We start from the raw sequence: 14,434 nt of genomic DNA on the forward strand, positions 1-14,434 counted from the left end.
TAGGGCGCTATAGATTATTTTGCGGTAGGTCGGAAATTTCTTTATGATTTGCCGCCATGCTCCATTGCTGTTTCACGACCATGCCTTTAAACGACAACTTTGTTTACGCTCCACCACAAGATCCGCTTTCAATTTTATTTGAAGATGACGATTTAATTGTGGTTGATAAACCTGCGGGTTTGTTGTCGGTCATGGGCCGATTACCTGAACATCATGACAGTGCGTATTTAAGGGTATTGGAAAAGTTCCCTTTAGCAAAGGTTACGCACCGTTTAGATATGGCAACCTCAGGTTTACTTATGTTTGCCAAGCATCGCGATGCAGAAGTTGCGGTAAGTAAAATGTTTCAGGCCAGAACAGTCAAAAAACATTATATTGCTTTGGTGCAAGGCCAAGTAAAACAAGAGGGCAGTGTTGAAGTTCCACTCATTACTGACTGGGAAAATCGCCCAAGACAAATTGTACATTTTGAATTAGGTAAACATGCTAAAACCTTGTTTCAACCGCTCGGTTATGATGAAACAACAGATCAAAGTCGAGTGTTACTTGAGCCTGTGACAGGACGTTCGCACCAGTTACGTGTACATATGATGCATATTGGGCATCCGATTATGGGGGACAAGTTATATCATCCTGAACCTAGACGGTTTCATTTGAATCGTATGGCTTTACACGCTGCATATCTCGCTTTTCAACATCCTTTAAAGGGAACAGATGTGGTGATTGAGTCACAAGTGCCTTTTTAAAAAATTAAAATTTGATGCAATTCGCAACTGAATACATATCCAAACTGCAATAAAAGTCGGTTATTCTTAATGCCGAATAATACAAATAGAGCAACAACAAGGACAATCTAATGAACCGCGATTACGAACAATTTCCAGATGATGATAACGGTAATGTACTTTGGCAAATGGTTGAAGACGGGGATGATTTAACCGAGCTTCATGAAATTGAATTTTCAATTGCATTTCAAGATCAACAAAATGCAGAGCAATGCGCGATGCATTTACTCTATCAAGAGCAAAAAATTTCTCTTTTCCAAGATGATTCCGTTGAACCGAATGAATGGATCATTACCATCTTTGTTACGATGGAACCAGAGTATTCAGATATTGTTGATCTGGAGCAGTGGTTTTCGACAATCGCTGAGCAATTTAACGGCGAATATGATGGGTGGGGATGCATGGCTTATGTCTTCGACGAAGAAGAAGATGACATTTTACAGTAAAGCCTAAATATAGCCGGGAGGTTCTACAATGAGCTTATCTCAAAAAGAAATTGTGGTACGTTTTTTAGAGCTTGCTGCTGCTGGCGAGGTCGATGAAGCCTACGGCAATTATACCGCTCCAAACTTTAAGCATCACAATCCTTATTATGCTGGTGATAAGACTTCTTTAAAGGAAGGGATGCGTGAAAGTGCAATTGAAACTCCAAACAAGGTTTTTGAAGTTCAGCATGTCATTGAAGATGGCGCTTTAGTTGCAGTACATTCGAAACTGGAAATGCAAATGAATAACAAGCTAACAATTTTGGCTGTGGTTCATATATGCCGTTTTGAAAATGAAAAAATTGCGGAGTTTTGGGATATTGGGCAAATACAGCCTGATCCACTTGTTAATGAAAATGGTATGTTTTAGTGAAAAGCCCGAAACCATTCGGGCTTTTTTATTTTATAGATAAATTAAAACTTCCACTGTGCCGAAATTGAGGCGTTCAATGGTTCACCCGGTTGAACCCATAAATCGCTATAGCTTGAGACATAGTAGGTCTTATCAAATAGGTTATTTACATTCAGCTGATAGCGTAAACGGTCAGATGGTGCATAGTAGCCATTTAAATTGACCAGCGTATAACTTGGTAAGTTAAAGCCATTATCAAGATTATGTCCGCTGCGTTCACCGACATAAGTGAGATTGGCACCTACGCCTGCTTTTCTTGCACCGTCTTGTAGAAACTCATAATTGGTGCTTACGGAGCCTTGGTGTTTTGGAACATTGCTTAGACGAGCGCCTTTTGCCAAGTCTTGGTCTTTTTCAATTTGAGCATCGGTATAACTATAGTTGGCATTGACGAACCAGCGGTCATTGATCTGGCTATTTAAGTCAAATTCAACTCCTTTACTGCTCACTTCGCCTGCTGCGGTTTGAAAGTCTTTGTCGATTGGGTCTGTCGTTAGCACGTTCTGTTTTTTCATTTTAAACAGAGCGAGACTCAGCACACTTTGGTCGTTTATTTTATATTTGGTGCCGACTTCATAGCTTTCACCTTTTTCAGGAGCGAAGGTTTGTCCATTTCGGTTCATACCACTATTCATGGCAAATGAGCGGCCATAGTTGCTATAAAACGCCCATTGCTCAGAGGCTTTAAAATTTACTCCGAAACGTGGACTATTCTGGTGAAGTGTCTGGTTGTCCTCGGTCTGTTTTATATGATTTTTAAAGTCTTGTTCGACCTGATCAAAACGATTACCAAGTAACACGCTCCACTGGTCATTGAAAAAGATCTGATCTTGTACATTAAGTGCGAAGTAACGCTGGCGCTCTTTGGTGTCGGTAAACGGAGTGAGATTCGGTAAATATTTGCCGTATTCAGGTTGGTAGATATCAATTGTGTTTGTTGAGCTTGTGCTGTGATTGCGACGAAGCTGGTTTTGCTTATAGTCGAGTTGACCAAGCTCAGTTGAAAGTAAAATTTCATGGCGAGCCCACGAAGTATCAATCTTGCCAAGTAACTCGGTCTGAGCCAGCACATCTTCACTTGTATAATCACGATAGCGGCGTTGGCGCTCTAGAGTGCGGTCATCGGCTTGCATACGACGAGGTTCGGTTGCAAAGCCGACCATTTGTGCATCTTTATAACTGACTGCACTATTTAGCTTCCAGTCAGGGTTAAACTCGTGGCTCAAACGTAATTGGTAAAAGTAATCTTTTATCTTCAGGTCACCATCGTCAGGTTCACCTGTAAAGGTTTTCGGGTCCATCACAAACTGATGATTGACTGTGCTGACACCGCGGTCAAAGGTTCCTTTATGTTCTGTAAATTCACTGTCAAAGTCGAGTTGCGTTTGGTCTGAAATTTTCCATGTGAGCTGCGGTGAAAAGAACCAGCGTTCACTGCTGACATGATCACGGAAGCTTTGATTATCTTCGTGAGCCACTGCTAAACGATAGGCCAGTTCATCGTTAATAGGGGCAGTATGCTCCAGACTTATGCGATATTGTTCTTGGGTATTGGCACGTAAGTTAACTTCACTTTCGCTTTCCCACTGTGGTTTTTTACTGTTGAGGTTCAGCAAACCTCCTGTTTCGCCGCGACCATATAGCGCCGCCATTGGTCCTTTTAAAAACTCTAAAGATTCAATATTCACTACATCTTTTGGAGCGCTAATTCCTCGGTTAACACTCAAACCGTTACGGATCATAGCCGCACCTAAATTGGGGTCGGTACTAAAGCCACGAAATGAGTAGTTATCCCAAAAACCACCACCAAAGCTATTTTGATGAAAAACCCCACTGACTAAAGTTAATGCGTCATCAATCCGTTGCACGTCTTGCTGTTCCATTATTTGTTTAGAAAGATAAGCACGGTTAAAAGGGACATCTAAAACATCGTGAGTAAATTTAGTTGCCGAGCTATTTTGGCTCACATCTTCTCGGGTACTTTCAGCCTGAACACGTATGGTCTCAAGTACCGTTGACGTTTCCTCTCCCCAAGTGAGTGTCGATATAAATGATAGACCTAACGAAGACAACAATCCTAATTTGTGTCGCATAAATAATCAGCCATAAAAAGACAAAAGGAATTAAATGTAATAGTATAACGTTACATTATTTTATTGATTACCGCTATGTCTATAGAAAAAAATATTGAACGTTTACAGTCGATTGATGCTTTACGCGGTCTGGTCATCATTATTATGTTGCTCGACCATGTAAGAGAAACTTTCTATTTACATAAACAGGTTACCGATCCAATGGACGTAACAGTAACAGAACCGGCTTTATTTGGCAGTCGATTATTGGCACATATTTGCGCTCCAGTTTTTGTACTTTTAACGGGTATTTCTGCATTTTTATTTCAATCAAAAAAACAGGACTTACAACAAACACGTGCTTTTTTATTAAAGCGAGGCTTATTTTTGATTGCACTAGAGCTCACGCTGGTGAACTTTGCATGGACAGCAACTTTTCCACCTGAAGTCATTTATTTACAGGTGATCTGGGCGATTGGTATTAGCATGGTAGTGCTAGCGTGCTGTGTGAGTTTACCGTTACCAGTCATTGCGGGCGCAGGTTTGGTTATTGTTTTGGGGCACAACTTATTAGATTCTGTGCATTTCTCACAAGGCATCCTACAGAATATATGGTTCGTTTTACACGAACGTGGTTGGATTGAGATTGCAGGCATCAAGCTTCGTACAAGTTATCCGGTTTTACCTTGGATTGGTGTGATTTTATTAGGCTACGTTTTAGGTCAGTTCTTTAGTTCAAAATATTCAGCAAAGCGAAGAAGCCGCGCTTTACTCAGCCTTGGTTTAGTAAGTATCGGGTTATTTGTTTTACTGCGTTTTATCAATGTCTATGGCGACCAGCCGTGGCAATATTTTGAGTCATTACAACTGAGTCTTATGAGCTTTTTTAACCTCACCAAGTATCCACCGTCTTTATTGTTTATTTTGCTAAATGTTGGAATTGGCTTGCTTGTGCTCGTTGCTTTTGAACGTATGCAGCAATATTCATTTCTAAAACCATTGGTCGTGTTTGGTTCGGTGCCGATGTTCTTTTATTTACTGCACTTATATGTGTTGAAACTGATGTATGTGTTGGCACTCAGTGTGTGGGGAGCTAACTACGGAAACTATTTGTCGGTCAATCATGTGTGGATGCTGTGGTTAATCACGATTGTGTTGTCTTTTGTACTCTATCCAGCGGTGAAATGGTTCTCGAAATTTAAACATCAAAACAAGCATATTTCGATTTTAAAATATTTCTAATTTTTAAAACGTGAGTAAAGCGAGTTCAATAATGCTCGCTTTACTTGCTTACATCTAAATACAGAGTTTCTTTCACTTCTTCCATGACCACATAACTGTGTGAAGATGCCGAAGCTGGGAGTTTCTTTAATAGATCTCCTAACAAGCGGCGATATGCACTCATTTCTTTTAAACGCGCTTTTACAAGGTAGTCAAATTCACCTGAAATAAGGTGACATTCGAGTACTTCAGGAATCTCAACTAAGTCTCTAGCCACCTGATCAAATACATCGCCAGATTTGGCAGATAACTTAATTTCTAAAAAGACAAGCAGGTTACGGTCAACGTAGGCTGGGTTTAGCCGTGCGTAATAACCCATGATAATACCATCGCGCTCAAGGCGCTTTACACGCTCTGAACAAGGGGTGGTAGAGAGGTTGACTCTTGATGCCAATTCACTAATCGCAATTCGTCCTTCACGCTGCAAAATATCCAGAATCATGCGATCTATACGATCTAAGGGGCGCATAGATATTTCCTCTTTTTTTAAAATTCTCGCGAGAAAAACATAAATTTACCTAGATTATAGCCTGAAAAATAGTGAAATAAACTATTGAAGCAGAAATATACTAGTGAAATAAACTGGTGTGCGTGAGGGAATGGAAATGCGCGTAATTGTACTAGGTAGCGGCGTTATTGGAGTGGCAAGTGCCTATTATTTGGCTCGACAAGGAGCCGAGGTTACTGTTCTCGATCGCCAGTCAGGTCCTGCTGAAGAAACAAGTTTTGGTAATGCAGGTCAAATTTCGCCTGGGTATTCGACCCCTTGGGCAGCACCAGGAATTCCTTTTAAAGCTGTGAAATGGATGTTCCAACACCATGCACCGCTTGCGATTAATTTAGATGGCAGCATGTGGCAATTACAGTGGATGGCGCAAATGCTGAAAAACTGTAATCCGCAAAGTTATGCTGTGAACAAAGAACGTATGATGCGTGTGGCTGAATACAGCCGTGACTGCTTACGCGAACTCAGAAAAGACACAGGTATTCACTACGAAAACCGCGCCAAAGGTACTTTGCAGCTATTCCGTAAAGAAGCACAAATGGAAGCGGTTCAACGCGACATTAGCGTGCTTGAAGAGTGCGGCGTAAGCTACGAATTATTAAATGCTAATGAACTCGGTCGTGTAGAGCCTGCTTTGGCAAATGCACAAGATAAACTCGTGGGTGGTTTACACTTACCAAATGATGAAACAGGCGACTGCTATTTATTTACCAATGCTTTAGCTCAAATTGCTAAAGAGCTAGGCGTTAACTTCCAGTTTAATCAGAACGTAGAAAAATTGATTGTCGAAGGCGATCAAATTAAAGGCGTTCAGGTCAATGGTAAAGTTTTAACTGCAGATCGTTATGTTCTAGCGTTTGGTAGCTATTCACGTGATTTCTTAAAACCGCTTGATCTACAGTTACCTGTATATCCTGTAAAAGGTTACTCGTTGACGATTCCTATTGTTGACCCAGCTTTTGCTCCGCAATCTACAGTGCTGGATGAAACTTACAAAATCGCGATTACTCGTTTTGACCAACGTATTCGCGTAGGTGGTATGGCTGAGCTAAGTGGTTTCAATTTAGGTCTAAACGAAGACCGCCGTGCAACCTTGCAAATGGTGACTCAAGACTTGTTCCCGGGTGGTGATATGGAACAAGCATCTTTCTGGACAGGTTTACGTCCAATGACACCAGACAGTACTCCAATTATTGGTGCGACTCGCTTTAAAAATCTGTTTTTGAATACAGGTCATGGCACTTTAGGTTGGACCATGGCGTGCGGTTCAGGAAAATTAATCAGTGACATCGTATTGAATCATAAGACTGATATCAGTACCGATGGTCTTTCAATTCAGCGTTATTCACACGCACATGCGGCTTAACGGACGTTAGGAAAGTAATCATGCCTCGTCCTATTACCGCAGTGATCCACCGTCAAGCCTTACTAAATAACTTGGCGGTGGTGCGCAAGGCTATGCCAAACAGTAAGGTCTTTGCCGTTGTAAAAGCCAATGCTTATGGACATGGAATTGAACGTGTTTATGAAGCGTTTAAAGCAGCAGATGGCTTAGCCTTACTTGATCTTGATGAAGCAAAACGAATTCGTGCTCTAGGTTGGACGGGTCCGATTTTGTTGCTCGAAGGGATTTTTTCTCCTCAAGATTTATTTGATTGTGTGCAATATCAACTCAGTTTCACCATTCATAGTGAAGCGCAAATTGAGTGGGTAGAACAGCATCCTTATCCGGCTCAATTTGATGTTTTCTTGAAAATGAACAGTGGAATGAACCGTCTTGGTTTTAAACCACAGCATTATGTGCAGGCTTGGGAACGTTTAAATAATTTGGCAAATGTCGCCAAGATTACCCACATGATGCATTTTTCGGATGCAGATGGTGATCGTTTCGGTCAGCAAGGTATTGATTATCAAATTACTGCCTTTGAAGAAATTGTGAAGGATTTACCGGGTGAAAGATCGGTAAGTAATAGTGCGGCAATTCTGCGTTATCAAGACCAGCTCAAATCAGATTATGTCCGTAGCGGCATCATGCTTTATGGCAGCTCGCCAGATTACCCAACCCATAGTATTGCGGATTGGGGCTTGCAGCCGACCATGAGCTTACGTAGTGAAATTATTTCCGTTCAGCATTTGGAGCCGAATGAAAGCGTAGGTTATGGCTCAAACTTTGTCGCAGAGCAACCCATGACGATTGGGATTGTGGCTTGTGGCTATGCCGATGGTTATCAACGTATTTCGCCAACAGGTACTCCAGTTTTAGTGGACTCAGTACGCACGCGTACAGTTGGCCGCGTCAGTATGGATATGTTGGCAGTCGATTTAACGGGTATTGAGAGTGCCAAAGTTGGTAGTGAAGTGGTGCTCTGGGGTCAGTCAAGTACAGGCGTCGTTCTATCTATTGACGATGTTGCAGTTTCATCCGGTACGGTGGGTTATGAACTGATGTGTGCTGTCACCGCCCGTGTTCAATTTATTAATCAGGTATAAGGAAATCCGAATGTCTAATTCAGATATACAAAAGATTAACACTAACGAAGTCATGAGCGCCGTGACTGTTTTTAACAAAGTGGTTTATTTGTCAGGTCAGGTGCCTAAAAATACCGAGCAAGATGTGGCAGGCCAAACCCGTGAAATTCTTGCAACAATTGATGAACTTTTGGCATTAGCCAATACCGATAAATCTCGCTTGCTCTCTGCGCAGCTCTATTTGAAAAATCTTTCTGACTTTTCAACCGTAAATGCAATTTGGGTTGACTGGTTAAAAGGGTGTGTTGCTCCATCGCGTGCCACAATTCAGGCCGATTTGGTCAATCCAGATTGGTTAATTGAAATTGCCGTGACGGCAGCACAAAAGTAATTCGGCTTTACTCCAAAAACGATGATGTATCTAACAGAAGGAAGATAGATACGGTTTAACCAGTTGTTTTTTGGTGAACAGATTCAGTGACCTATGGCATACGGTTCAATTTTCGCCATAGGTTGCTGATCTTAACAAAGGAATTCAAAAAGGAATTTTAATATGACAACGGCTCGTCATTCAGATACGGAAAATTCTCCCGATCATCTGCAACGAAAACTGTCTAACCGTCATTTACAACTGATTGCTATTGGCGGTGCAATTGGAACTGGCCTATTTATGGGCTCAGGTAAAACCATCTCCCTCGCAGGTCCTTCAATTCTCTTTATTTATATGATTATTGGAGGCATGTTCTTTTTCTTAATGCGTGCAATGGGTGAGTTACTCCTTGCAAATCTGCATTACAAATCTTTTGTTGATATGGCTCATGACCTGATTGGTCCTTGGGCTGGTTACTATTTGGGTTGGACCTATTGGTTAGGTTGGGTGCTGGTCGGTATTGCGGACCTTTCAGCAGTCATTAACTATTTGAGCTTCTGGCTACCCGATGGTGCAAGCTTCTCACCAATACAGCAGGCCATGATTAGTGCAGGCTGTGTGTTGTTTGTGATGGGTCTTAACCTCCTTACAGTACGTCTATTTGGTGAAATTGAATTCTGGTTTGCCCTTATTAAGATTCTGGCAATTATTGGCCTGATCGGTGTGGGTGGCTATATGATTTTCAGCCATTTCCAAGCTCCGCAAGGCGCTGTTGCCAGCATTAGTAATGTCTGGTCACATGGCGGTTTATTCCCGAAAGGTACAGAAGGCTTCTTGGCAGGATTCCAGATTGCCGTTTTTGCGTTTGTCGGGGTTGAGCTGGTTGGTACAACAGCTGCTGAAACGAAAGACCCGCAGAAGAACTTACCGAAAGCAATTAACGCTATTCCTGTACGTATTATTTTGTTCTATGTATTGGCGTTATTTATTGTGATGTCGGTAACACCGTGGGATCACATTCGTGCAGATAAAAGCCCGTTTGTTGAGTTATTCTTAAATGCAGGTATTCCGGTTTCTGCGATCATTATGAATTTGGTGGTGCTATCTTCGGTCATGTCTTCAATGAACAGCGGTGTGTTTTCAACCAGTCGTATGCTGTTTGGTTTATCAAAAGATGGTCAGGCACCGGGAGCATTTGGACGTTTATCAAAACGCGCAGTCCCATCAAATGGTTTGATTTTCTCTTGTACTTTCATTATGGGCGGGGCAGTGCTTCAGTACTTTGTTCCAAACACAATGGAGGCATTTACATTAGCAAGTTCACTCTGTGTGATTCTATTCATTAGTGTCTGGAGTCTCATTATGGTGTGCTATTTACGCTATCGTAAATTACGTCCTGAATTACATGAAAAATCTACGTTCAAAATGCCGGGCGGCATTTGGATGAGTTATGTTGTTTTGGCATTCATGCTTTTCACTTTGGTAATCTTGGCATTAGAGCCTGATACCTTAAAAGCGCTATATGTCAGTCCAGTATGGTTGATCATTTTAGGTGTGACTTATCATGTGCTGTATAAACCGCGTATGAAAAGACTAGGACGTGAACTCGTCAACGACCATTAAGTTTTATTAAAAAGCCAATCTAACATGATTGGCTTTTTTTATTTTCTTTAGGTTTTTTATCGGAATAATATTGTTTATTTTTGAGTCATCAGTGCAGTTTTGAAGGGGGTGGGAAAGCGACATTGAACAATATCGCATGCTACACTTCGGCTCATCTGGTGAATTGAGATTGGATAATTAAAATTGCCGTGAAGGCAGTACATAAATAATGCAATTTAAAAAAATAGGGATAAAAGATAGATCAATTAAGGAAAAAATATACTTGAACATCTTGTCCCGATGTATAGACTCAGCAACCCACGATATACGGTTCGTTTTCTCCCTATATGTTGCTGATTGAAATTAAGCAAATATAAAAAGGACTTCTAATATGACAATGGTTCATCATTCAGATGAGGCAAGTTCTCCTGATCATTTACAACGGAAATTAAGTAATCGCCACTTACAGCTCATTGCAATTGGCGGTGCAATCGGTACCGGTCTATTTATGGGCTCGGGCAAAACCATCTCCCTCGCAGGTCCTTCGATTCTCGTTATTTACATGTTAATTGGCGGTATGTTCTTTTTCCTTATGCGTGCATTAGGTGAATTACTGCTTGCTAATTTACATTACAAGTCATTTGTTGATATGGCATATGACTTAATCGGCCCATGGGCTGGCTATTATATTGGCTGGACCTATTGGCTAGGCTGGGTATTGGTCGGTATTGCCGATCTATCAGCAGTTATTAATTATTTAAGTTTCTGGTTGCCCGAGGGTGCCAGTTTCTCACCAATGCAACAGGCCATGATTAGTGCGGGCTGTGTACTATTCGTGTTAGGACTTAATTTGCTTACGGTCAAGTTGTTTGGTGAAGTAGAATTCTGGTTCGCACTCATTAAGATTTTGGCAATTATTGGCTTAATTGGTGTGGGTGGCTACATGATTCTCACTCATTTCCAAGCTCCTCATGGTGACGTTGTCAGCATCAGTAATGTCTGGTCGCATGGTGGTCTGTTTCCAAAAGGTGTAAGTGGATTTTTAGCCGGATTCCAGATTGCCGTGTTTGCCTTTATTGGTGTTGAGTTGATTGGTACCACAGCGGCTGAAACGAAAGATCCGCAAACTAACTTACCAAAAGCAATTAACGCGATTCCGGTACGTATTATTCTGTTTTATGTGCTGGCACTTTTTGTCGTGATGTCAGTGACGCCTTGGAATCATATCCGTGCAGATAAAAGCCCGTTTGTTGAATTGTTCTTAAATGCAGGTATTCCGATTTCAGCAATTATCATGAACTTGGTTGTGCTGTCTTCGGTCATGTCTTCGATGAACAGTGGCGTGTTTTCAACGAGCCGTATGTTGTTTGGTTTATCAAAAGATGGTCAGGCACCGAGTGTCTTGGGACGTTTATCAAAACGTGCTGTACCGTCAAATGGCTTAATCTTCTCATGTATTTTCATTATGGGCGGAGCGGTGCTTCAGTACTTTGTTCCAAACACAATGGAAGCATTTACTTTGGCAAGTTCGCTCTGTGTGATTTTATTCATTAGCGTGTGGATTTTAATCATGGCGTGTTATTTACGTTATCGTAAAATTCGCCCAGAGTTACATGCAGCATCTACCTTCAAAATGCCGGGCGGTGTGTTGATGGCTTATGCCGTTATTGCATTCTTCTTGTTTACCTTGGTGATTTTGGCATTAGAGCCAGATACCTTAAAAGCGTTATACGTTAGCCCAGTATGGTTAGTGGTTTTAAGCGTGACCTATTATGCGTTCTATAAGCCGCGTATGAGAAAATTAGGTCAAGAAATCTTTTAATTAACCTGTCTCGATTTACCAGAAAGCCAATCATATGATTGGCTTTTTATTTATTATTTAATCAACCAGTAAATGTTGATATTTATCGGCCTGTTTACGCAAGTAATCCCAGACTAGTTTAATGCGCGGTTCATGCTGTAAATCAACGAAGGTCAGCATCCAGAAAGTATGGGTAAAACGAACTTGTTGTTCTAACACCTCTTCAAGCTCAGGCTTATCATCTGCCAAAAACTTGGGCAAAATTGCAAGACCTGCGCCTGCGCTGACCGCAATTTGTTGCGCCAAAATGCTGCTACTACGAAAGTTCGCGTTAAGCTTTAAAGGTAAGCGTTCTAGACAATACAGCTCGGGGCTATATACCAGATCATCAATATAGTTCACAAAGCGGTGCTGGGTTAAATCTTCCAGACGGCGAATTGGTGGGTTTTGCGCTAGATAGTTTTGGCTACCGTAAATTTTTAAACAGTAATCAGACAAGCGCGTAATGATATAAGGTCCTGAGGTTGGGCGTTCAATCGACACCACAATATCTGCTTCACGGTGCGAGAGCTTAATCATTTTTGGTACGGGTATCAGGTCGATGGTAAGCAGAGGATACTGTATGGAGAACTCAGCCAGTAAGCGGGCTAAAAATGCGGTTCCAAAGCCCTCAGGTGTGCCAATTCGCACACGACCTTGCAAAGGTTGGTGCGGTTTTTCAATTTGTAAGAAAGCTTGTTCCATTTGTTCAACTCGAGGGACAAGTGCCATCCCTTCGAGAGTTAACTCATAGCCTGTTGCTTCACGTTTAAATAGCGTGGTACCTAAAGCAAGTTCTAGTGCCTGAATCCGTCTAGCCACCGTACTGTGCTCGACACCGATAATACGTGCAGCATTGGTTAGAGTTTTAGTGCGTGCTAAAACCAGAAAAAACTGTAGATGATCCCAATCCACTTTCATTTTTGTTATTGTCCCTGTGCATATTTGCACAACAATCGTGCATGAATTTGCGTTGGTGGTCAAAGATTTCTTTGTTAGTCTCAAATAAAACCTGAATAAAGAAAATACATAGAAAAGTATTTTCTAATAACTGAACACAATAAAAATATGACCTACGGAGAGGTTATGAACACAATCCAGAAAATCGAATTGGACACCGCTAAATTACTTATTAACGGACAGTTTATCGAATCTAAAACACAAGAATGGCAAGACATTGTTAACCCTGCAACTCAGGAAGTGATTGGCCGCGTGCCTTTTGCAACGGTTGAAGAAGTCGACGCTGCTATTCAAGCTGCACAAGATGCTTTTGCTTCTTGGCGCCAAACCCCAATTCAGGCACGTATGCGCATCATGCTCAAGTTACAAGACTTGATCCGTGCCAACATGAAAGACATTGCACAAGTATTGACGGCTGAACAAGGTAAAACTTTGGCAGATGCCGAAGGTGATATTCAACGTGGTCTAGAAGTGGTTGAACATGCCTGCTCAGTTGGTACTTTACAAATGGGTGAATATGTTGAAGGTGTAGCACGTGGTGTAGATACGTATACCTTGCAGCAACCTTTGGGCGTTTGTGCAGGTATTACGCCGTTTAATTTCCCAGCCATGATCCCGCTTTGGATGTTCCCAATGGCAATCGTGTGCGGCAATACTTTTGTTTTAAAACCTTCAGAACAAGATCCATTATCGACCATGATGTTGGTTGAGCTTGCGATTCAAGCAGGTATTCCGGCAGGTGTGCTGAACGTTGTGCATGGCGGTAAAGAAGTGGTTGACCGTTTGTGTACCCATAAAGACATTAAAGCAATTTCATTTGTAGGTTCAACAGCGGTTGGAACACATGTTTATAACCTTGCAGGGCAGCATGGCAAACGTGTGCAAGCCATGATGGGTGCAAAAAACCATGTAGTTGTGATGCCGGATGCCAATAAGGAACAAACCTTAAACGCTTTAGTAGGTGCAGCATTCGGTGCAGCGGGACAACGTTGTATGGCATTGTCGGTTGCAGTGATGGTTGGTGACAGTAAACAGTGGATTCAAGAGTTAGTTGAAAAAGCCAAAACTCTAAAAGTAAATGCAGGCCATGAACCAAATACTGACATTGGTCCAGTGATTTCAAAACGTGCCAAAGCGCGTGTAATTGACTTGATTAATAGCGGTGTTGAGCAAGGCGCAGAGTTACTACTCGATGGTCGCAATGTTCAAGTACAAGATTATGAGTCAGGTAACTTTGTGGGCGCCACGATTTTTAGTGGTGTAAATACCGACATGCGTATTTATAAAGAAGAAATCTTTGGCCCGGTACTTTCAATTATTTGTGTAGATACACTCGATGAAGCGATTGCTTTGATCAATGCCAACCCATTTGGTAATGGTGTAGGCCTATTCACACAAAGCGGTGCCATTGCACGTACTTTCCAAAACCTCATTGATATTGGTCAAGTCGGTATCAACATTCCAATTCCTGTACCAGTGCCTTTCTTTAGTTTTACCGGTTCAAGAGGCTCAAAACTAGGTGATTTGGGGCCATACGGTAAACAGGCTGTGCAGTTCTATACCCAAACCAAAACGATTACCAGTCGCTGGTTCGAAGATAGCCATGAAGTTGGCGGTGTAAATACAACCATTAGTTTACGTTAAGGGGATCAC

The 14,434-nt window shown here is 41.7% G+C and carries 13 protein-coding genes; 10 read left to right on the plus strand and 3 right to left on the minus strand.

Translation table 11 applies throughout. The features are described 5' to 3' along the window. Positions 1-80: 80 nt before the first annotated feature. From G9371_RS11875 to G9371_RS11885, 3 genes are all read left to right on the plus strand, one after another. Positions 81-746 (plus strand): RluA family pseudouridine synthase, encoded by a 666-nt coding sequence (locus G9371_RS11875; protein WP_029424607.1) that lies wholly within the window; start codon positions 81-83, stop codon positions 744-746. 110 nt (positions 747-856) lie between these two features. Then, positions 857-1,231: a ribonuclease E inhibitor RraB gene (locus G9371_RS11880; protein WP_001078193.1), complete on the plus strand. Its 375-nt coding sequence runs from the start codon at positions 857-859 to the stop codon at positions 1,229-1,231. 28 nt (positions 1,232-1,259) lie between these two features. Then, positions 1,260-1,640, plus strand: a complete 381-nt coding sequence (locus tag G9371_RS11885; protein ID WP_029424606.1) for a nuclear transport factor 2 family protein — start codon at positions 1,260-1,262, stop codon at positions 1,638-1,640. Between the two features lie 44 nt (positions 1,641-1,684). On the opposite strand, the gene G9371_RS11890 is transcribed toward G9371_RS11885, so the two are convergent. Then, positions 1,685-3,775 (minus strand): TonB-dependent siderophore receptor, encoded by a 2,091-nt coding sequence (locus tag G9371_RS11890; protein ID WP_029424605.1) that lies wholly within the window; start codon positions 3,773-3,775, stop codon positions 1,685-1,687. Positions 3,776-3,850: 75 nt separating this feature from the next. Here G9371_RS11890 and G9371_RS11895 point away from each other — a divergent pair, with 75 nt between their 5' ends. Beyond that, positions 3,851-4,996 carry a DUF1624 domain-containing protein gene (locus G9371_RS11895; protein WP_000021197.1) on the plus strand — a complete coding sequence of 382 codons (1,146 nt, stop codon included), beginning with the start codon at positions 3,851-3,853 and terminating at the stop codon, positions 4,994-4,996. Positions 4,997-5,036: 40 nt separating this feature from the next. On the opposite strand, the gene G9371_RS11900 is transcribed toward G9371_RS11895, so the two are convergent. After that, positions 5,037-5,504, minus strand: a complete 468-nt coding sequence (locus G9371_RS11900) for an Lrp/AsnC ligand binding domain-containing protein (RefSeq protein WP_001247568.1) — start codon at positions 5,502-5,504, stop codon at positions 5,037-5,039. A gap of 136 nt (positions 5,505-5,640) precedes the next feature. Here G9371_RS11900 and G9371_RS11905 point away from each other — a divergent pair, with 136 nt between their 5' ends. From G9371_RS11905 to G9371_RS11925, 5 genes are all read left to right on the plus strand, one after another. Next, on the plus strand, positions 5,641-6,906 hold the full coding sequence (locus tag G9371_RS11905; protein ID WP_001263977.1) for a D-amino acid dehydrogenase: 1,266 nt from the start codon (positions 5,641-5,643) through the stop codon (positions 6,904-6,906). Between the two features lie 20 nt (positions 6,907-6,926). Next, positions 6,927-8,030, plus strand: a complete 1,104-nt coding sequence (gene alr / locus G9371_RS11910) for an alanine racemase (RefSeq protein ID WP_165471273.1) — start codon at positions 6,927-6,929, stop codon at positions 8,028-8,030. 10 nt (positions 8,031-8,040) lie between these two features. Further along, complete coding sequence (locus G9371_RS11915; protein ID WP_000071347.1) at positions 8,041-8,400, plus strand: RidA family protein; 360 nt, start codon at positions 8,041-8,043, stop codon at positions 8,398-8,400. 162 nt (positions 8,401-8,562) lie between these two features. Next, positions 8,563-10,002 carry an amino acid permease gene (locus G9371_RS11920; protein ID WP_000205436.1) on the plus strand — a complete coding sequence of 480 codons (1,440 nt, stop codon included), beginning with the start codon at positions 8,563-8,565 and terminating at the stop codon, positions 10,000-10,002. A gap of 370 nt (positions 10,003-10,372) precedes the next feature. Beyond that, complete coding sequence (locus G9371_RS11925; RefSeq protein ID WP_000178999.1) at positions 10,373-11,803, plus strand: amino acid permease; 1,431 nt, start codon at positions 10,373-10,375, stop codon at positions 11,801-11,803. Positions 11,804-11,860: 57 nt separating this feature from the next. On the opposite strand, the gene G9371_RS11930 is transcribed toward G9371_RS11925, so the two are convergent. Beyond that, positions 11,861-12,742 (minus strand): LysR family transcriptional regulator, encoded by an 882-nt coding sequence (locus G9371_RS11930; RefSeq protein ID WP_000861801.1) that lies wholly within the window; start codon positions 12,740-12,742, stop codon positions 11,861-11,863. A 165-nt stretch (positions 12,743-12,907) separates the two neighbouring features. On the opposite strand from G9371_RS11930, the gene G9371_RS11935 reads away from it, so the two are divergent. Next, positions 12,908-14,425 (plus strand): CoA-acylating methylmalonate-semialdehyde dehydrogenase, encoded by a 1,518-nt coding sequence (locus G9371_RS11935; protein WP_001092380.1) that lies wholly within the window; start codon positions 12,908-12,910, stop codon positions 14,423-14,425. Positions 14,426-14,434: the final 9 nt, after the last annotated feature.

Origin of the sequence: Acinetobacter sp. EKM10A (assembly GCF_011075215.1) — a bacterium.
In the GTDB taxonomy this organism is placed as follows: domain Bacteria; phylum Pseudomonadota; class Gammaproteobacteria; order Pseudomonadales; family Moraxellaceae; genus Acinetobacter; species Acinetobacter baumannii.